Annotated in this window: 22 protein-coding genes and 1 pseudogene; 19 read left to right on the top strand and 4 right to left on the bottom strand. The window is 35.2% G+C overall.

The features are described 5' to 3' along the window. Positions 1-115: 115 nt before the first annotated feature. The 8 genes from FFM61_RS06940 (at position 116) to FFM61_RS06905 (ending at position 7,196) form a co-directional block, all read left to right on the top strand. Entirely contained in the window at positions 116-589 is a 474-nt protein-coding gene (locus FFM61_RS06940) for a hypothetical protein (RefSeq protein WP_240005989.1), read from the top strand. A 252-nt stretch (positions 590-841) separates the two neighbouring features. After that, a complete protein-coding gene (locus FFM61_RS06935) occupies positions 842-1,774 on the top strand; it encodes a phosphate/phosphite/phosphonate ABC transporter substrate-binding protein (RefSeq protein WP_074427885.1) in 933 nt (310 codons plus the stop codon). 108 nt (positions 1,775-1,882) lie between these two features. Next, positions 1,883-2,647 (top strand): phosphonate ABC transporter ATP-binding protein, encoded by a 765-nt coding sequence (phnC, locus tag FFM61_RS06930; protein WP_074427884.1) that lies wholly within the window; start codon positions 1,883-1,885, stop codon positions 2,645-2,647. A gap of 3 nt (positions 2,648-2,650) precedes the next feature. Continuing rightward, a complete protein-coding gene (gene phnE / locus FFM61_RS06925; RefSeq protein ID WP_074427883.1) occupies positions 2,651-3,433 on the top strand; it encodes a phosphonate ABC transporter, permease protein PhnE in 783 nt (260 codons plus the stop codon). After that, on the top strand, positions 3,433-4,227 hold the full coding sequence (gene phnE / locus FFM61_RS06920) for a phosphonate ABC transporter, permease protein PhnE (protein WP_174855263.1): 795 nt from the start codon (positions 3,433-3,435) through the stop codon (positions 4,225-4,227). Before phnE (FFM61_RS06925) ends, phnE (FFM61_RS06920) begins: the two co-directional genes overlap by 1 nt. Before the next feature lie 129 nt (positions 4,228-4,356). Next, the gene (locus tag FFM61_RS06915) at positions 4,357-5,910 is read left to right on the top strand and encodes a bifunctional metallophosphatase/5'-nucleotidase (protein WP_074427881.1); all 1,554 of its coding nucleotides are present in this window, start codon (positions 4,357-4,359) and stop codon (positions 5,908-5,910) included. Positions 5,911-6,023: 113 nt separating this feature from the next. Beyond that, positions 6,024-6,764 carry a threonine/serine exporter family protein gene (locus FFM61_RS06910; protein ID WP_074427880.1) on the top strand — a complete coding sequence of 247 codons (741 nt, stop codon included), beginning with the start codon at positions 6,024-6,026 and terminating at the stop codon, positions 6,762-6,764. Beyond that, complete coding sequence (locus FFM61_RS06905) at positions 6,765-7,196, top strand: threonine/serine exporter family protein (RefSeq protein ID WP_074427879.1); 432 nt, start codon at positions 6,765-6,767, stop codon at positions 7,194-7,196. Between the two features lie 54 nt (positions 7,197-7,250). Here the strand turns inward: FFM61_RS06905 and FFM61_RS06900 are convergent, their stop codons facing one another. Continuing rightward, positions 7,251-7,538 carry a PspC domain-containing protein gene (locus tag FFM61_RS06900; RefSeq protein WP_074427878.1) on the bottom strand — a complete coding sequence of 96 codons (288 nt, stop codon included), beginning with the start codon at positions 7,536-7,538 and terminating at the stop codon, positions 7,251-7,253. 118 nt (positions 7,539-7,656) lie between these two features. Between FFM61_RS06900 and FFM61_RS06895 the strand changes: the two are divergent. From FFM61_RS06895 to FFM61_RS06885, 3 genes and pseudogenes are all read left to right on the top strand, one after another. After that, positions 7,657-7,979, top strand: a pseudogene (locus tag FFM61_RS06895) (PadR family transcriptional regulator). Next, positions 7,969-8,598, top strand: coding sequence for a DUF1700 domain-containing protein (locus FFM61_RS06890; protein WP_074427877.1), 630 nt, complete (start codon positions 7,969-7,971; stop codon positions 8,596-8,598). The pseudogene FFM61_RS06895 and the gene FFM61_RS06890 overlap by 11 nt, the downstream one beginning before the upstream one ends. Next, positions 8,591-9,529 carry a DUF4097 family beta strand repeat-containing protein gene (locus FFM61_RS06885; RefSeq protein ID WP_074427876.1) on the top strand — a complete coding sequence of 313 codons (939 nt, stop codon included), beginning with the start codon at positions 8,591-8,593 and terminating at the stop codon, positions 9,527-9,529. The genes FFM61_RS06890 and FFM61_RS06885 overlap by 8 nt, the downstream gene beginning before the upstream one ends. 254 nt (positions 9,530-9,783) lie before the next feature. On the opposite strand, the gene FFM61_RS06880 is transcribed toward FFM61_RS06885, so the two are convergent. Next, positions 9,784-10,683 carry a YihY/virulence factor BrkB family protein gene (locus FFM61_RS06880; protein WP_074427875.1) on the bottom strand — a complete coding sequence of 300 codons (900 nt, stop codon included), beginning with the start codon at positions 10,681-10,683 and terminating at the stop codon, positions 9,784-9,786. Between the two features lie 115 nt (positions 10,684-10,798). On the opposite strand from FFM61_RS06880, the gene FFM61_RS06875 reads away from it, so the two are divergent. Both FFM61_RS06875 and FFM61_RS06870 read left to right on the top strand, forming a co-directional pair. Beyond that, on the top strand, positions 10,799-11,185 hold the full coding sequence (locus FFM61_RS06875) for a LysM peptidoglycan-binding domain-containing protein (RefSeq protein ID WP_074427874.1): 387 nt from the start codon (positions 10,799-10,801) through the stop codon (positions 11,183-11,185). 122 nt (positions 11,186-11,307) lie between these two features. Beyond that, positions 11,308-12,693 carry an MFS transporter gene (locus FFM61_RS06870; protein WP_074427873.1) on the top strand — a complete coding sequence of 462 codons (1,386 nt, stop codon included), beginning with the start codon at positions 11,308-11,310 and terminating at the stop codon, positions 12,691-12,693. Positions 12,694-12,852: 159 nt separating this feature from the next. On the opposite strand, the gene FFM61_RS06865 is transcribed toward FFM61_RS06870, so the two are convergent. After that, the gene (locus FFM61_RS06865) at positions 12,853-13,134 is read right to left on the bottom strand and encodes a hypothetical protein (protein WP_074427872.1); all 282 of its coding nucleotides are present in this window, start codon (positions 13,132-13,134) and stop codon (positions 12,853-12,855) included. Positions 13,135-13,319: 185 nt separating this feature from the next. On the opposite strand from FFM61_RS06865, the gene FFM61_RS06860 reads away from it, so the two are divergent. Continuing rightward, positions 13,320-13,694 carry a hypothetical protein gene (locus FFM61_RS06860; protein WP_074427871.1) on the top strand — a complete coding sequence of 125 codons (375 nt, stop codon included), beginning with the start codon at positions 13,320-13,322 and terminating at the stop codon, positions 13,692-13,694. Positions 13,695-14,319: 625 nt separating this feature from the next. On the opposite strand, the gene FFM61_RS06855 is transcribed toward FFM61_RS06860, so the two are convergent. Continuing rightward, positions 14,320-14,718: a VOC family protein gene (locus tag FFM61_RS06855; RefSeq protein ID WP_074427870.1), complete on the bottom strand. Its 399-nt coding sequence runs from the start codon at positions 14,716-14,718 to the stop codon at positions 14,320-14,322. Between the two features lie 530 nt (positions 14,719-15,248). Between FFM61_RS06855 and rbsK the strand changes: the two genes are divergently transcribed. The 5 genes from rbsK (at position 15,249) to FFM61_RS06830 (ending at position 20,315) form a co-directional block, all read left to right on the top strand. Next, positions 15,249-16,193, top strand: coding sequence for a ribokinase (gene rbsK / locus FFM61_RS06850; RefSeq protein ID WP_074427869.1), 945 nt, complete (start codon positions 15,249-15,251; stop codon positions 16,191-16,193). Positions 16,194-16,411: 218 nt separating this feature from the next. Next, positions 16,412-17,434, top strand: coding sequence for an ABC transporter ATP-binding protein (locus FFM61_RS06845; protein ID WP_371258046.1), 1,023 nt, complete (start codon positions 16,412-16,414; stop codon positions 17,432-17,434). Beyond that, entirely contained in the window at positions 17,431-18,384 is a 954-nt protein-coding gene (locus FFM61_RS06840; RefSeq protein ID WP_074427867.1) for an ATP-binding cassette domain-containing protein, read from the top strand. Before FFM61_RS06845 ends, FFM61_RS06840 begins: the two co-directional genes overlap by 4 nt. Positions 18,385-18,398: 14 nt before the next feature. Beyond that, a complete protein-coding gene (locus tag FFM61_RS06835) occupies positions 18,399-19,355 on the top strand; it encodes an ABC transporter permease (protein ID WP_074427866.1) in 957 nt (318 codons plus the stop codon). A 9-nt stretch (positions 19,356-19,364) separates the two neighbouring features. Continuing rightward, positions 19,365-20,315: an ABC transporter permease gene (locus tag FFM61_RS06830; RefSeq protein ID WP_074427865.1), complete on the top strand. Its 951-nt coding sequence runs from the start codon at positions 19,365-19,367 to the stop codon at positions 20,313-20,315. Positions 20,316-20,356 lie beyond the last annotated feature (41 nt).

Below are 20,356 nucleotides of genomic sequence, written 5' to 3'. Positions count from 1 at the left end.
GCAGGCAACGGCGACTGCAGCCATCGACAAAGCAGCACAAACGGCCAAAGAAGCAGTTACTAGTGCAACAACAGAAGCCGAAGTAACGGCCGCACAAGTGTCGGGAGAACTTGATTTGTCGGGCATTATTGAACAATGGACAAATGGTACGGGTCAGGATGGTGACGAACAAGCACCCGTAACAGGCGGTGACGAGCAAACACCAACAACAGGTGATGACGAGCAAGCACCCGTAACAGGCGGTGGCGACGAACAAGCATCAACAACAGATAACGACGTTGATCGAGAAAATGTTGACAATGCTGATGTCGTAGTAGATGATATAAAAACTGATACACCATTGGACACTGGTATTAATATGACTGATATTAATGCAAATGTGATTAGTGTAGCGCTGTCAAAGAATCATGATCAAGCAACAGAGCAAAGTACTAATGCAGTAGCTGAAAATAATCAAGACTTAGTTTTGCCAGCAACGGGTATTACTAATGAAGCTGAAAATAATAACTTACTAGTTGTATTATCACTAGTAATGGCATCATTGATCGGTGGATTGGGATTAGCGAAAATCAAGCAACATCATAATTAAACATTAATTGTCTGTTAGATAGAAAAGGTTATTAAATTCCAATTGGGTTTTAATAACCTTTTTTTATAGGTATTTAATATAAAAGCATTAAAACACGAACTTTGTTGTGATATCAGTCTGTATTTAAAACGTTTAACTGGATTAATGTGAACTATTAATTTTGTTGACGATTTTATTGTTCGCTGTTATTATTTAAGTAACCTTTAAGTGTTTGTAAGTGTATATGACTAAATTTTAAGGAGTACAAAGGTAATGTTTAAAAAAGTTGTAGCGGGAGCCACCGTAGCAATGTTGGCTACGACAATTGTCTCAGCTGTACCAGTAGTAACAGCAGATGCAGCGTCAAAGAAAGTTGATTTGAAAGAGTTGAATGTACAGTTTGTACCATCATCTCAAGCAGATACAATTCAAGCAAAGGCTAAGCCATTGGAAAAGTTGTTGAAGAAGCAACTAGGAATTCCAGTACACGTTACAATTTCAACTGATTATAATACAGTTGTTGAAGCAATGGGTTCAGGTAAGGTTGATATGGGATTCTTACCACCTGATCCTTATGTACAAGCACACAAACAATATGGTGCGAAGGTTATTTTACAATCACAGCGATATGGTATTAATGATAAGAAAAATGATGGTTCTGATACTGATAAGTTAGTTGATTACTATCGTGCATTGGTATTGGTTAAGAAAGATTCAGGTATTAAGAATGCTAAGGATTTGAAGGGTAAGAAAATTGCTGTTCAAAATCCAACTTCTGATGCTGGATATATCTTCCCAGTGGTTGACTTAAATAAAAAGGGAATGAACGTTATCAAAAATTCTGATCTAGTGACAGTTAAGGGTCACGATCAAGGTGTTATCTCAGTATTAAATGGTGATACTGATGCTGCCTTTATTTTTAATGATGCCCGTAATTTGGTTAAAAAAGATAATTCAGACGCATTTAAGGATACACGTGTCTTAGAATACACTGCTAAGATTCCTAACGATACTATTACGTTACGTAAGGGAATTTCAAAGGCTGATACAAAGACTATTCAAAAAGCAATGTTAAAGGTTTCAAAGACGGACAAAGGTAAGAAAATTATGAAGGACGTCTACAGCTGTGCTGGTGTAAGCAAGTCAAAGGATTCAAACTTTGATACCGTTCGTAAGTACCAAAAGCAAGTAGAAGACATCAAATAAAAATAAGTTAATTTAATATTTTTTTAGAGTGGGGCTTGGTTGGATATACTGAGCCTCGCTTTAGTACATATTTTAGATAGATATATACAGAAGGTAGGATAGTAAAATATGGGTAATGGTTTAGGTACCATCAAAATTAATGATGTTTCAAAAATTTATCCGAATGGAACGGTTGGATTAGATCATATTAACCTGGATATTAAATCAGGTGAGTTCGTCGTTATTGTTGGATTATCTGGTGCTGGTAAGAGTACATTATTGCGTGCGATTAATCGGCTACATGATATTAGTGAAGGTGAAATTTTGCTAGATGATGTGGACATTACAAAATCAAAAGGAAAAGCATTACGACAACAAAGACGTAATATTGCGATGGTTTTCCAAAATTTTAATTTGGTTAAACGCGCAACAGTGGCTCGCAATGTTTTGGCCGGACGAGTTGGGTATTATTCAACATTTAGAAGTACTTTTGGACTTTTTTCTAAAGAAGACAAAGAAAAAGCAGCTGTGAATTTAGATCGTGTTAATATGCTAGATAAGTATTACACACGAGCAGATGAATTATCGGGTGGTCAACAACAACGTGTGGCCATTGCGCGATCAATGATGCAATCACCACATGTTGTACTAGCAGACGAGCCGATTGCTTCCCTTGATCCAAAAACGACCAAGATGGTTATGGACGATTTGCAACATTTGAATGATATGGGGATGACAGTCGTTGTAAACTTACATAGTGTTGAATTGGCAATGACATACGCAACTCGGATTATTGGATTACGTGCTGGAAAATTAGTTTATGATAAACCAATTGATCAAGTCGATGAACATGATTTTGATGATATTTATGCCGAATCTGGCGATGAGGAGTAGGATATGAACGCAACTTTACCTGAACGCCAATTCAGTGAAAAGTGGCATATTAAGGGCAGCTTGGCTGTTCTCCTATTTGTCTTAATTTTTATTGGATCTGGTTATAATACTGGGGTATCAACTAGTTTTAGTTGGGATCAATTTTGGCAACTGTTAATTCGTATGATGCATCCAGATTGGTCATACGTGTCATCGATTATCACGCCAATTGCAGAAACTATCCAAATGGCATTAGTTGGGACTTTATTAGGAACGATTATAGCTATACCATTTAGTTTGTTGGCTGCGCGTAACATCGTGAAAAATACGTATTTACGAGGAATTATTCGTTTCTTTTTGAATTTGGTACGTGCTGTGCCAGATTTGTTATTAGCAGCTGTCTTTGTTGCCATTGTTGGGATTGGCCCAATGGCCGGAGTTGGTGCGCTAACAATTTTCAGTTTTGGAATGATTTCTAAGCTATTTTATGAAGCCATTGAAACAATTGATGAAGGGCCGATTGAAGCATTGACATCAGTTGGAGCAAATGGGATTCAAAAAATTGTGTTTGCAGTTATTCCACAAGTAATGAATCAATTTTTGAGTTTTTTCCTATATACATTGGAGATTAATGTTCGTGCATCAACAGTGTTAGGTTACTTAGGTGCCGGTGGTGTTGGATTGTACTTGGATCAAACGTTGTCATTATTCCGCTATGACCGAACAGCTATTGTTATTCTAGCAATTTTGGTTGTTGTCATAGTTGTTGACGGTATTTCTAATCGACTACGGGAGGCGTTGGCATAATGCAAAAAATTCAACGAAATTCGTGGCAAAAGTATGGTCCGTATATTATAGTGCTAGTGGTCGTTTTAATTTTTGTTTGGGCTTTTGCGGGTATTCCCCTATCAACAGTTAAACCACAAGCAATGCAGGTCACGAAATCAATTATTAATGGTTTATTCCATCCAGAATGGTCATACGTTTATACTGGGGATGGTGAAGATTTAGTTAGTGCCTTAATAGAGACACTAGCTATTGCATTCTTAGGAACATTTATTTCAGCTATCTTAACGTTACCTTTTGCATTTTTGGCGGCACGAACTAAGAAGGGATTCTTTACACCACGTTCTACGGTTGGAAAGTTGATCTTGACTATTATTCGTGTTTTCCCTGAAATTGTATTGGCAATTATGTTTATCAAAGCAGTTGGCCCTGGTGCCTACGCAGGTGTTTTGGCTGTATCAATTCATTCTATTGGTATGCTTGGAAAGCTGTTCTCAGAAGCCATTGAAAACATTGATCGTGGACCGAACGAAGCCATCATTGCAGCGGGTGGTTCCACATTAGATGGGTTAACATTAGCAACAATTCCAGCAGTTATGCCAGAATTTATGAATTATACATTGTATCGTTTTGAAATTGCTGTGCGTTCAGCCGCTATTTTAGGAATTGTTGGTGCAGGTGGGATTGGTGCCCCATTGATTTTCGCACTACAAACGCGCCAATGGCCAAAAGTAGGGATCATTTTATTGGGAATTATTGTAATGGTCACAGTTATTGACTTCCTATCTGGGCAATTACGTAAACGCTTGGTTTAGTGATAAGATGAAGTAAAGGGCTAGCCTTTTAAAATACATGCGAAAAAGGTCGAAGTTAGTTCCATATAATTTGGAAAACTTCGACCTTTTATTGTTAATTATAAAATGAAAAATCATAAGGAGAACAACATGCAAGTGTCAATTCTATCAACATCAGATGTGCATGGTTATATACGTGCTGATGATTTTCGACGACCTTTGTTAAATAATCAATTAGGTCTTACAAGAGCAGCGTCAGTTATTGCTGAACAACAGTCACAAGTTGCTGCAACAGACGACGTTGTGGTAACCATTGAAAATGGTGATTTTATTCAAGGATCACCGTTAACCAATTATATTCAAAAAATAGTACCCAACCAAACAAATATATATCAAGAATTAGCTGACAAGATTTCTTATGATGTGCGTATTTTAGGTAATCATGAATTTAATTTTGGTCGCGAATATATTGAAACAGTATTTGCAGACACTGACAATTTATTGAATGCAAATATTTTAGACGACCAAACACAAAAACCGTTCGTTGGTCAGCCTTATAAAATTATTACCCGCAAAGGTATCAAAATCGGAATCATTGGGCTAACAACGCAATTTATTCCACATTGGGAACAACCAGCCCACATTACTAATTTAATTTTTCAAGACCCAGTGGTAACGGCAGAACAATATATTGCAAAATTGCGCCCACAAGTTGATGTTTTAATTATTGCTTATCATGGTGGTTTTGCTCAAGATTTGCAAACAGGGGCACCTCTAGAAAAATTAACGTCAGAAAATCAAGGGTATCAGTTATTACAATTGCCAGGAGTTGATGCACTTGTAACAGGTCATCAACATCGGGAAATTGCAGAAGTCGTTAACGGTGTGCCAACAACACAACCAGGTTATCGTGGTAATTATGTAGGATTAATGACATTGACGTTGAATGAGGAACATCAGCGAGTTGGTGCGACTGTAGAAATTTTGCCAACAGGTGAAAGTGCTGAGCGTGAAGATATTGTGTCCTTAATTGATCCATTACAAAACCGTGTTAATGATTGGTTGGATATGCCAGTTGGCCATGTTGGTAATAATATGACAATTACTGATCATTTTGCTGCTCGTTTACACAATCATCCATTTATCGAGCTGGTTAACCGTGTACAAATGGGAGCAACGAATACACAAATTTCTAATACGGCATTATTTAATAATGAAGTACGTGGATTAACAGATGCCGTAACACAACGTGATATCATGACTAACTATATTTTTCCGAATACATTAGTAGTTGAAGCATTAACAGGACAGGATATTAAAGATGCACTTGAAGTCAATGCACGTTACTTTAAATTAGATGATCAAGGTGAGATTATTCTGAATCCATTATTTACGATGCCTAAAGTACAGCATTATAATTATGATATTTGGAGTGGTATTGACTATACATTTGATCTTAATAAGCCAATGGGCCAACGTGTGACATCGGTTATTAAAGATGGTCAGCCATTAGATTTAAATCGAACGTATGAAGTGACAATGAATAATTATCGTGCCGGTGGTGCTGGTAATTTTCCAATGTTTTCAATGGATAAAGCAGTACGTGAAGTGCAACGTGAAACGGCCGATTTAATTGGTGAATACATTATGAATCATCCCAAAGTGCATATTCCGCAACCAACTAATATCACCATTATTAAGTAAGAAGTAATGGTAATCTTAAAAAGACCAATAAACGACTTGCTTATTGGTCCTTTTTATTGGAACAATCCTAAAAAGGAGGTGTTTTAGTGTCTAGAGAATATTTAAATCACATAATGTATGTATGTGGGATGATGGCAAGGATTTTACTAGAAAGTGGTGCTGAAACAACTCGAGTTGAGTCGACAATTGATTATGTTGGTAAAGCTATTGGCGTTGATTTAAATTGTCATGCCACCATGACGGCAATTTTTATTAGTACAGCTAGTGAATCAAACACATATTTAGTAAAACCGAATGTGTCGGCATTTAATTTACAAAAAGTAGATGATATTAATACTGTATCGCGGCGCTTTTTTGCGCATGAAATTAGTTTTATGCAATTGGAACAACAAGTGCAAGCAATTGATCATAAAGTGATTGATTTTACGTGGCCACAAAAGATTTTTGGGGCAGGATTAGTGTCGGTAGCACCTATGTTGTTATTTAAAGCCACATGGGGCGATTTGACGTTGGCTTTTTTTATAGGGATTTTGGGATATCTTGCATTAAAATGGGGCGATAAACATGCCGTAGCACCTTATTTGGGAGCCATTGCAGGTGGATTAGTCATTAGCTTGTTGGCGACCTTGTTACAACAAATGGGCATTGCTAATAGTGCAGCCAATATTATTATTAGTGCACTAATGCCTTTAGTACCTGGAGTGCCATTCACGAATTCTTTACGTGAAATTATTGATCGTGATATTATTTCTGGTTTGGTACGTGGTATTGATGCCGTTATGATTGCTGGTTCAATTGGAATTGGTGCTATTTTGGGTAGTTTTATGGTTCATTTTTTGATAGGAGTGCTTTAAATGACAATATTAACAGGCTTTATTTTCAGCTTTTTGTCGACGGTTGGTTTTGGCATTATTACTAATGTACCACGCCGTGTTCTACTATATGCTGGTATGACAGGCGCTTTTGGTTGGACAATTTATTTATTAGCTGAAGCTATGACAAATAATCTTATTCTACCTAATTTTTTAGCGGCATTAACAATTGGATTGTTAGGGAATTTGGCTGCAATTAAAGTCAAGGCACCTGTTAATATGATCTACGTACCAAGTCTGGTTTCATTAGTCCCGGGGGTCATAATCTACGCAAGTTTAAAAGAATTTACCTTAGGTAATTATGTTCATGCAGGGCAAAATTTAATTAAAACACTGGTGATTGCGCTAGCGATTGATATTGGTTTTGCTATCGCAGAATCGTTATTTAAGCGTATATATCAATTTGTTAAATAAAAAAGCAAACAACTACCAATTATTCATGGCACTGCTTGCTGTCAGTATTTATGTTTAAATTTTGTCGCCGTTATCGTCTCGATCGGGTGTTACATCACGTCGATCACCATCTGTTTTTTCGTCAAAACGGTATTCATGATGATCATGACTTGTTGTTTCAGGCATAATAACTGCAGCAATGATATATAGAAATAGAAATGGGAAGAACCCAGTGAAAACTGCAGCAGCAACAAACAATAGGCGAACTAACGTTGTATCTAGATCTAGATAATCCGAAATACCACCTAAAACGCCACTTAGTACACGATCGTTTGATTTAGTTAACTTATTTTTCTTTGCCATAATGTTACTCACTTTCTAATTTTTATTACAGGAAAATTAAAATGCTTTACAGACCTGGTTACATTCCCTATACTTGTATTATATTATACGTCTTATAGTATTGTAAAGGAAGATGATCATGGCAATGCAATTATCAAGTGATTTAATGGATGGTTTGGTATTAGCGTTACTGTCTAAAGAAGATTTATATGGTTATTCATTAACCAAGCAAGTGCAAGAGCGATTTGCTGTTTCTGAATCAACAATGTACCCAGTATTACGCCGATTAAAAAAGCGCGATTGGGTTACACTTATGATGAACCTTTTGAAGGACGTAACCGAAGATATTACAAGATATCTGATTTAGGCTATCATGAAATGGAACGCATTCAAGAAGAATGGCGTTATTTTAGCAGTAAAGTAAGTGAAATTATGTTAGCAGGAGATACTGATGGAAAATAGTATTTATTTTGCACAGGTCAAAAACTATTTACAACAATTAACACCTAGTGAACAGGCAGATGTGATTCAGTTTTACCAAGAGTATGCTGTTGATGCGCAATTATCAGGTACACGATTAATGTCGGAATTGGGGACTCCTAAGCAATTAGCACAACGAATTTTAGTTGATTACTCATTGCGTGTTGCCGATGAAGAAGACATACCGACTGATGATGATAGTCGACAAGGACATCAAAATTGGATTAAACAGGAACTGAAATTGATCAGTACAGTGTTAGAAGGATTGCTATCATCTATTGTTTGGTTGCCGGCAATGTTGCTGATTTTGATATGTTTATTTGCAGCAATTATTACTGCAGTAATCGTGATTGTTGTATTAATTTATTATTTATTGACTGGTGTCTTTCAAATTATTGGGGGTCTAGCAGTACTACCTAATAATTGGGCGACTGGCTTATATCAAGGTGGCATTGGCCTAATTATTGTTGGGTTACAATTGGTTATTTGGCCACTTGGTGCAGCAATTATCCGTTCAGTATTTCAGATGCTAATGCAATTTGTTAAATACATAGGCCGTAGGTTTTCGCATAAAAATAATGGGGTGACACGTCATGCGTAAAGGATTTCGGTATGTGTTAACGGGATTTATCGTTATTTCTTTTGGGGTTATTATCATGTTGATTGGTTTAGCACATGGTGGGCAAAATAAATTAGGTTGGCATGATGGTCGTTTTGAAGTATCACAAATTAAATCAATTCACCATGAGATTAAACCGGTGCAAAAACTTGATGTTGAGACGGCCAATGTACCGGTTTTCATTGAAACAGGTCAACAGAAGAAAATTAAAATTAAGGGACGTATTACTAACCCTGATTTTTTACACCTGACACGTAATGGTAAGCAACTTAAAGTTCGTTATGTACCAAGCCAAGAAAAAGGATATGAAGTTAATTTTAGTAAACGTGAACCCGAAAAAATTGTGATTAGTCTTCCGAAAAAAATGCGACTAGATGATTATCAGCAAACAACTGTGTATGGTGCAATGCATATTGCTAACCTAGATGCTAAGCATGTTACTTTAACAGCCACAAATGCAGATGTGCAGATGGATAATGTTAATATGACTAATTTATCAACATCAGCGCATGATGCAGAAATTGCATTAAATAATATTAAATCTCAGCAAACGACGATTAATGTTAATGACAGTCGCTTAAAAACAAATAATGCCCAAATGGGACGTTTGATGTTATCGGCAGATGAAAGCGTTACTAATCTGCAGCGAACAGCGATGAACACAAGCGCAATTCAGATAACAAGTGGGACATTGAAGTTATTAGATACGAAAATACAGAATCAAAACATTATGACAATTATGGATGGTTCGTTGAAAGCAAGCGGATTACCAAATGTTAATCTTCAAATGCAGACAACAGCAGGTAGAGTAAAAGTTGCGGGCGAAAACTATGGTAATAGTTATGCCAACAATTTGGGTACTAATAATCAATTAAATGTTTCGGTATCAAATGGAAATATTACAATTAAATAAAAAAAACACTAGCAATGTGGGGTTGCTAGTGTTTTTTTATGTCATTAAACGTTAGTCATGATGACATTAATCATAAACAACAGTCGACTGAGTGTCTATGATTGTATTTTAAGGAGTAGGTTGTAGGTTAGTTAGTCCTACAATACTAAGTATCACTACTTAGTGTTATGAGTTTTTGTACATATAGTCAGAGAAATATGCTTTCTCGTAACACTTAATAATATAACGCAATAAGTCCGATAATACAACTTTTTTTATTTTTTTCCTGAATTTCGGAAAAACAGTTTAATCATATACCAATTACTAGCGCGATAACTGACACGTGCTGGGAATAATTCTTGCAAAATAGCAGTAATAATTGTACCAATTAATGATGATAACGCTATGAAATTAATCCAAAGTAATAAAATGATGGCAGAACTCAAGGCTTGGTAAAAAGAAAAAGCGCGAGTGGCGATATTTATATACCATCCAAATGCTTTAGCTAACCAAATAACTAGTGTGATTTGGACAATTGTGCCCAAAAAATTCCAAATAAATCGGGGCTTTTTAATTGGTAAGAATGTGTTAAATAGAAAAGCGCCAATAAACAAACCGATAATAACAATTAAACGTTTGGCAGATTCAATTTTATAAATAATTTGGCTGCTAATTGGTAAGGCATCTAAGATATTTGATCCAATTGAAGCGATGATTAATAAGATACCAATAATAAATATGATAATAATTAACCAAAACATTGAGATGAAACGATTGAAGATAGCGACATTGTTTGGTTGAACGTTATAAATACCATTTTGAGCAACTCGAATTGCAGAAACAACGCGCGATAATGACCAGAGAGTAATAATAATTGAGATAGATAGGGCACCGACACCATTTTGGCTTAGCACGGATCTAATGACAGGGTCGAGAAAAGTAAATACCGATTCAGGTACGGCTGTTTGAACATAGTTTAATGCTGTATCAATTGTTAGACCTAAATAAGGTAGAATAGTACTTAGGATAACAATCCCAGGGAACAAGGATAATAAGCCGAAATAAGCAATCGATGAACTAGCAGTTATAATATCGACACGGGAAACAACATTAATAGTAGTTGTGATGAATTTGTTATTCATAAAATTTTTGAAAAGCAGTTTCACGATGTACATTCTCCTGATAAAATTAACAATAATCATTTAATTCTATCAAATATTACGATATGACGTGCAAATAATTATAGTATTCAGACGTAGATAAATAAAAAAGATAAAGTGAGATTATAAAATGAAAACAAAAAAACCTTCTCGTATTAAATATTGGATTATTATTTTAATTGGCTACGTCGCAATTTTTCTAATCGGTTTTTTCATACCAATAGCTTATGATAACGTGACACATAAAGATACACAAACTGATATGGTTGCCGATAATGTTTCATCTAGCAGCAACCATAAACAAAAAAGTGAGTCAAAATCAGTCACGACAAAAAAAGCAACCAAATCAACTAAAAGTCAGGCAACAACTAAAACATCGCAAATTGAAGTCATTGCAGGGGAAACTGGTTATGCAATAGCGACAAAGTATGGCTTAAGTGTTGATGAATTACAAGCCTTAAATCCTGAAGTTGATGTCAATAATCTAAGAGAAGGCGAAATGTTGACGGTTAAATAATCAAAATAAATGAGTTGTTTTTGAACTAACAACTCATTTTTTTGTAACATAAAAGATACTTACGCATAATTAAGAAATGTGTTTAAATAAAAATCAAGCACTTTTTTTATTTAGGAGGAATTATGCAGGAGCAAAAAGTTTCACCCAAGGTTATTTGGTCAATTGTGGCCACTGCCATTTTGGGATTTTCGGGTATTTTAACAGAAACGTCTATGAATGTGACGTTTCCAGAATTAATTCAACAATTTCATCAACCAATGGGTACTGTACAATGGTTGACAACGGCCTATCTATTAGTCGTTGCCTTGATGATGCTAACATCAGCTCATTTTAATTCAATTTTGAGCAAACGTTGGACATATTTAATTGGTTGGATTGCGTTTGTTGCAGGTGATGTTATTGCCATGGTAGCACCTAATTTCTGGTTGCTATTGTTTGGTCGTTTAATTATGGCCGTTGGTACGGGATTTGCATTACCATTAGTGTTTAATATCATCTTTACCAGTGTGCCAATGTCACAACTTGGTAAGTTCATGGGCTTTGGAACTTTGATTATTTCTTTGGCACCAGCATTAGGTCCTGTTTATGGTGGTGTGGTGGCCTATACATTAGGTTGGCGTGCCATTTTTATGATTATTTTACCAGTTGCACTTATTTCATTATTAATTGGCTGGTTTAATTTAGATACAGAAAAGCCAAAGGGTACAAATAAGTTTGCTTTAGGCCAATTCTTATTGATTGGTGTATCACTAACATCAGCGTTATTGGCATTGGGTCAACTAGAATCAGGTAAGATTACTGTAGCAATTATTAGTTTATTCGTAATTGCAATCGTGACGATGATTGCATTTATTGTGGTTGCTAAGAAGTCACAACATCAATTAATTGACTTGACTATTTTCCGTAGCAAAGCGCTTGTTATGGCATTATTAATTTATGCGACATCACAAGCAATTAATTTAGCTGTTAATTTTGCATTGCCACAATATACACAATTAACACTAGGTACGACCACAATGGTTGCCGGATTTATCTTGATGCCAGGTTCATTGTTGGGTTCTGCTGTTGCACCAATTTATGGGTCAATGTATGACCGTAACGGTGCTAACAAGCCATTGGCTTGGGGAACGATTGCGTTCTTAGTAGTTATGATTGTCTTTTCATTTATGGCACCAAATATTATGACGATTGGTTTGACAGTCGTTTACGCATTGTTCACGTTAGCACGAAACTTGACCTTTAGTGTGTCAATGACTGCTGGTGTTGCTGAAGTTAAACCACAACAGTCCGGGGATGTTAACGCCGTATTCAATACGATGCAACAATTTATTGGTGCGGTTGGAACAACGGTTGCTGCCTTGTTTATTCAAACAACTGGTACAACAAAAGCTGCTATTGCATCACAAACAGCAACTGGTTTCGGTCACTTAATCGTCTTTAGTACAGTTATTGTTGCCATCAGTTTGATTTGGTTAGTTGTCTTTATGAAAACTAAGACGGCTAAGTAATAAAGTGAAAAATAGGCGTACTCATTAGGTAGAGATGCACTAATTAGTATGGGTTATGCTGAAATTAATTTAAAAAGCTTACAAGTCTGATAATGTTGTCAGACTTGTAAGCTTTTTAGTTTATACGCACTTCAATATTAATCTAACATTATTTTAAAACTATATCAGATCTTCTTTATTGATTTCTAAAGAAGGATAGTGTGCTAATTTTGTTAAATCAGTATCCATAGGACAACTGTATAACATATAATAGTCGTCTGTATTTTTAGTTTTATTGAGTTTGTCGAGGGTTATTTTCGCTTTATTTACATCTCTAGTAATAAATACGATAGATACAATGCCGATTTTTTGATCAGCTTTATGTGAAATTTCGCCTTTTAGTATTACTTTTAATTCCCCATTATCATCTAGCGCCATATTGATGTAATCTTGATACTTCATACTGTATCCTCCGTATACGCATTTATTGATATATTATCATTTAATTTTAATTAAATAAATTAAGGGAGAAAGTAATTGTTAAATTTCATAATTAGTCTATAAACAAATTGTTTTACTTTAGTTCGCTTAATTTGTTAATTTGGACATATAGTATAGATTTAATTGGTATAGAGGAGGCTAGTGTTATGAAAAAACTAAATGAATTTGTAACCAAACACCCACTATATTTTTTGTTTTTTATAGCGATTATAGTAGGCTTGTTCAAGCTATTTCTTAATATTATTAAACAGCGTCCTGTGTATGAAGAACTTGACATTATTATTTATACATTTTGTTTGTACTTTGTTTGCTGGATAATTAGTAAAACAGTACATAATACTTATATTCGTTTTTGTGTGGCAGCGTTTATAAATTTTATTTATTTAAGTATTCAAATGTTTTTTGACGGTAGTTATGTCAATTACACCTCTTTTATCGTCACTGGTGGTGTAGCGGCTTTCATAGCGGTAATGATGGTTATTATTATGCATATGTTTTTTAATAGTCACAAGACCAAATAGTCTTTATTTGCTAATTCAGTTAGTATTGATAACATATTATTTTTTTGGTAGCGTATATAACAAGCTATTTATTTTATGATAGTTTGATTTTTTAATTATAGGAGATTTTAAATGCAACAGAATGATAAAGCTAGTGAGACTATTAAATATAAATATGCGTTAGTAAATCAAGGTGTTTCAAGCTGGGTTGCGTATGTGCGTGTGTCTTTGGTGTTATAAATTATGAAATCACGAACAAAAATATTTTTGATATGGCTTGTCGTTTTTATTATTAGTGTTGTGTTAAATGTTATATACGATCCGGCATGGAGAAGTTTTTTATATTTTGTTTTAAATTTTGTGGAATTAGTATCTATGTTTGCTTGTATTATTTATTTTCCAGGCAAAAAGCATGAGTAGATGAGTTTGTTCTAAATGCCTTGGATTTTTCATGATTTTACGTTAATTACAAAGCAAACATAAGTACTTCTTGCAAAAACCGAGTCTGAAACGATTTGAAATGTTCATCCATTGTCAAAATGTGACACAAAATATCTACTTCGTTAATAATAAAGTAATAGAGGGGTATATGATTCCATCAGGTTTCATGTATCCCTCTAATTTCAGTAGTTTTGGTATAATATTTTTATTGTTTACAAACAATTTCAACTTTTATACGATCAGGATCTTCAAAATATAAGGCATAACTGTCGGTTCCGCCCGCATGGGGATAACGATCAGCATATAATTCATTGTAGTTGGCAGCAAGAAGTTGTGCTCGTATTTCATCAACTTGCTTATTTGTTAATACAAGAAATGCTAGGTGATTCAGGCCGACTCTTGTACGGTTGTATTCAGGTGTTAATTTATTCGATTGAACAAATACAAGATATGTTTCATCAAGTTTATAACTAATACCGGTTGACCATTCCTGATAGATTTTATAATTTAAATTTTTTAAAAGTAACGTATCCCAAAATAAACGTGTCCTTGCCAAATTACTAACGTATATTTCAATATGGTTTATTTGCCCTATTTTACGCATTAGTTTTTTCCTTTATGAATTTATATTTAATATCACTAATTGAAATGATGTCATTCTCTGTTGCTTGATAATGTCATTACAAGTTCATCTTTAAGATTAAATAACCGTCTATTTCGACAATTATGTCTCTGCTTCGTCTAGGTAGTTACTACGAAATAAAAATCATTCTTTTCGGTCTTTGGAAAATAAATTTATAATTTTTTCGTTGGGTACCCATATTATGAGTAGAAGAATAATTGTGATCAACCATTTTATAGGACTTGAGTACGTATAATTGCTTGATAAATTAAATAATATGAGCATTAGAATTGTTTTAATCACATTGATTGTAATTTTCATATAAAAACCCTCCTAAGTTAGGAGTAAAATATCAAATAAGTACTGTATTTGTCAATTTTAATACTTAAGTACATTTAGTGAAACGTTTTACTTAAGCGTTTACACAATTTAGTTATATCGATATAATGGGAATTATTAAGGTTTGTCTGGATAGATAATACGGAATTATTGATAATATACGGAGAAAAATAATGACAAAAAAAATAACCGTGTTGGGTTCAACGAATATTGATCGTGTTGTATCAGTACCTAGATTTGCTCAGAGTGGTGAAACTTTACATACAGACAGCCATTTAACAAATGCAATGGGTGGTAAAGGATTAAATCAAGGTGTTGCAGTTGCTCGTTCGGGTGTACAAACTAATATGATTACTAAGGTGGGGCGTGAATTTAACATTGCTGAAAATATGGCAGTTAAAAATTTGCTGACAGATCATGTTATGTTTTCAGAAACAGAAGAAACAGGTCAGGCATATATCACGGTTTCCGAAGAAACTGGGGATAATATGATTTATATTTATGGTGGTGCCAATGCTGATTTGACAGTATCTGATGTCAACGATCATAAAGATGCAATTATTGAATCAGAGTTTGTCGTGGCACAATTGGAAATTCCAATTGCTGCAGTTATTGCTGCGTTTAAAATCGCGCATGAAAATGGGGTTAAGACAATTCTTAATCCTGCACCAATGCCAGAGACGGGTGGCTTACCTGAAGAATTGTTGGAGTTAACGGATGTTATTGCACCTAATGAACATGAAACTTTCTTACTAACGGGTGTGGCGATAACGGATGAAGAGTCATTGCTACGTAATGCAGTTTATTATTTCCAACGGGGGATCGATACCGTTATTATCACTTTGGGATCACAAGGTGCCTTTTACATGCGAGATAACGGTGAGACAAAACTTGTACCTATCTTTAAAACAACGGCAGTCGATACGACGGCAGCTGGCGATACATTTATTGGCGCGATGGCAACACGTTTAAATAAAGATTTGAGTAATTTAGAAGATGCGATGGTGTATGGATCGGCAGCATCATCAGTTACCGTTTCAAGACCGGGAGCACAACCAAGTATTCCGTTTGAGAATGAGGTTTTAGCGATTCTTGCAGCGCATGCAGACGTAATTTAAAATATCTAAATATGAAAACACGATTTTGTTAACAAAATCGTGTTTTTTTGTGTCATATTTTCAATGAAAATTCAGTACATAACGAACAATGATGGTTAAAATAACGGAAAAATTAAAAACAAATTAGAAAATCTATTGACTAGATAAAGTTGTTGTTATAATATTAGAAAATTATGATAGGTTTAAGAAAAAGATGATAGCTAACAAAAGGGCAGGTGATTAGAGTGGCTGAAGAAAATACATTACTAAAATTAAATGATGTATCAACGTCTTTTAAGATTGATGATGCTTATTATGATGCGATTTCGCATGTTAATTTAACAGTTAAAAAAGATAAAATTTTAGCAATTGTTGGTGAATCTGGTTGCGGGAAAAGTACCCTAGCAACAACTATTATGGGGCTTCATGATTTAAACACAACGAAAATAGCTGGACAGATTACATTTGAGAACGAAAATTTATTAGATTTAAATGAGGAAAAGATGAACGATATTCGTGGTGCCAAAATTGGTATGATTTTTCAGGATCCTTTGTCAGCTTTAAATCCATTGAAACGTATTTCCGATCAAATTCGTGAAGTATTAGATTACCATACGACAATGTCAGTAACAGAAAAGAATGACCGTGTGCTTGAATTATTAAATCAAGTTGGCATTGTCAATCCTCAAAGAACTGCACGACAGTTTCCCCATGAGTTGTCAGGTGGGATGAGACAACGTGTCATTATAGCAATTGCTATTGCTTGTAAGCCAGATATTATTATTGCTGACGAGCCAACAACGGCATTAGATGTGACGATTCAAGCACAAATTTTGGATGTTTTACGCAGTATTCAAACCGAAAATCATGCTGGAATTATTTTAATTACACACGATTTGGGGGTTGTTGCCGAAACTGCTGATGAAGTAGCTGTCATGTATGCAGGTGAAATTATTGAACATGGTACAACGTTACAAGTATTTGATAATCCACAACACCCGTATACTAGATCATTATTACGATCAATGCCCCAAGGCGATAGTGATGTTGCAAATGATGATTTGTATGTCATTGAAGGTAGTGTACCGTCGTTGGAGAAAATGCCGCAAACTGGTGATCGCTTTGCCGCACGTATTCCGTGGATTCCAGCTGAGTATCATGAAGAAAGGCCTACGATGCATGTAGTTGAACCTGGACATACTGTTCGTTGTACATGTTACCAACATTTTTATTTTAAGACTTTGGAGGATATGAATATATGAGTTTAATTGAAATTAAAGATTTGAAAGTTCATTATCCAATTCGTTCAGGTTTTTTGAACCGGATTACTGATCAGGTTAAAGCAGTCGATGGTATTAACTTTAACATTGAGGCTGGCGAAACATATGGATTGGTTGGTGAATCAGGATCAGGTAAATCAACGACTGGGAAAGCAGTTGTTGGTTTAGAGAATGTGACATCAGGAACAATTAAATACAAGGGTGTTGATATTACGGAAACGAATGCACGCCATAATGTTAAATATAATCAAAATGTCCAAATGATTTTTCAAGACTCCTTGTCTAGCTTAAATTCAAGAAAGCGGGTTTTAGACATCATTGCAGAACCGCTACGAAATTTTCAACATCTATCAATTGAAGACGAAAAAATTCGTGTACTACAACTACTTGAAACGGTGGGGTTGAATCCGGATTCATTATATAAATATCCACACCAGTTTTCTGGTGGTCAACGACAACGAATTGGTATTGCGCGTGCAGTTGCCACCAATCCAGAGTTAATTATCGCTGATGAACCTGTATCTGCTTTAGACTTATCAGTTCAAGCACAAGTTTTAAACTTCATGAAAAAAATTCAACGAGATTTTGGCATTTCATATTTATTTATTTCTCATGATTTGGGTGTCGTTAGGCATATGTGTCAGAATATTGCCATTATGAATAAAGGGCGTTTAGTTGAGGTGGGGACACGTGAAGATATTTATGAAAATCCGCTACATATTTATACGAAACGCTTATTAGCCGCGATTCCAGAAGTAGATGTTGTAAAACGACAAGAACGGCAGCAACAGCGCAAGGAAATTGAACGTGTATATCAGGAAGAATCTAGTCAATATTATGATGACGAAGGTTTACCTTACCCATTGGTTCAAGTAACACCAACTCATTTTGTTGCGTTACCCAAAGCGCAGCTAATTGATCAATTAAAGTAAGGGGGGAGTGATTAATGTGGAAAACAATTTTACGTCGAGTCTTAATCATGATTCCAGAGGTGATTTTATTAAGCATACTGGTTTTTCTTTTAGCAAAATCAATGCCAGGGGATCCCTTTACTGGATCAATTAATCCACGTTCAAGTGCAACACAGATTGAGCATTTAAAACAAATTAATGGTTTATATGATCCGTGGTATCAGCAGTATTGGAATTGGGTGGTGCATTTATTTCATGGTGATTTAGGACAAAGTTATCAATATCATGAACCGGTGACGAATCTTATTGGTGATCGGGCTATTAATACCTTGTGGTTGTCAGCTTTCACAATGGTTTTGACTTATGCATTGGCTTTACCACTAGGTTTATATGCCGGGAAACATGAAGGAAAGTTGCCAGATACAGTTATTCGAATTTATACATATGTAACATATTGTATTCCATTTTTCGTTATTTTAGTGATTGGGTTATGGGTATTTGGTTACGTTTTGAATTGGTTTCCAACCACTGGATCAGTATCTCCAACAGCTAGTGGTATTGGGATGATTGGTTCTCGTTTCCTACATGTATTGTTACCTGGACTATTAGGAGCCCTATTTGGAACTGTTAATATTGTGCAGTACATGCGTTCGGAAGTTATTGATGCCAAGCATTCAGATTATGTGCGGACAGCGCGCTCAAAAGGTGTGCCACGTAAAGATATTTATAAACATCATATTTTTAGAAACTCATTATTACCAATTGCTGCGTTTGGTGGTTATTCAATTACGGGCCTCTTAAACGGATCAATCTTTACTGAAACAATCTTCTCGTATCCGGGGATGGGGATGTTGTTTATTGATTCAATTAGTTATCGTGATTATACCGTGATTACAGCCTTAGTTTTGCTATTTGGTATTCTCAATTTGTTGGGAACATTATTATCTGACATTATTCTAAGCATTGTTGATCCGCGAATTCGTATTAATTAAGAAAGGGGCATGAAAATGGCAGCAAATACAAACTTGGCTGAAATGTCGCCTAAAGAATTAGAGAGTTTAGCGGCACAAGCAAAACAAGCAGCAGCACCTTCAGCAACAAAAATTTTATGGCGCGAGTTTAAAGCTGATCGACCAGCCTTAATTTCTTTAATAATCGTGGTTGTTTTTATATTATTTGTGATGATTTCACCATTATTTATTGATAGTGAAAAGATGATGACCACTAATATTTTGGCGTATTTGACACCACCATTACAAGATAATTTCTTATTGGGGGCTGATGCTAATGGCCGGTCGATTGCAATGCAATTGATTGTTGGTTCGCGAAATTCAATTGGCATCGCGATTGGATTAACCATTATTTCGTCAACAATTGGCATTGCTTGGGGACTGGTTTCTGGCTATTTTGGCGGTTATATCGATTGGGGAATGCAGCGTTTTTATGATTTTATGATGATGCTACCTATGACAATGATGATAATCGTGTTGGTTACAATTATCGATGATTATAATGCTGTAACATTAACGTTAATTTTTTCATTATTCTATTGGATGGGAACGTCACGACTGATTCGTTCACGAACGTTAGCTGAAACAAAAAAAGATTATGTCTCAGCTTCTATCACATCAGGTACAAAATCATGGAAAATTATTTTTCGTGAAATCATGCCTAATATTTCTTCGCTAATTATTGTTGACACGACGTTGTCATTTGCTGAAAATATTGGTGTTGAAACAGGATTATCATATTTGGGATTTGGGTTACCCTCACGGACACCATCATTAGGAACATTAATTGCTAATGCTAATGATCCTAATAATATTACCCAATATTGGTGGACATGGTTACCAGCGGCAATTGAAATTATTGTTTTATGTCTGGCAATTAGTTATATCGGTCAGGTTGTTAGTCGAGCAGCGAATGCATCGCAACGACGCGTAAATAAGTAATAAGTAAAAAACAAATTAGGGTGGTGGTGCGGTTATAAAAG

The sequence above is a fragment of the Weissella hellenica genome (genome assembly GCF_005405545.1).
GTDB classification, from domain to species: domain Bacteria; phylum Bacillota; class Bacilli; order Lactobacillales; family Lactobacillaceae; genus Weissella; species Weissella hellenica.
The sequence above is the reverse complement of the archived record's forward strand: the minus strand, read 5'-3'. Positions and strand labels throughout refer to the sequence as shown.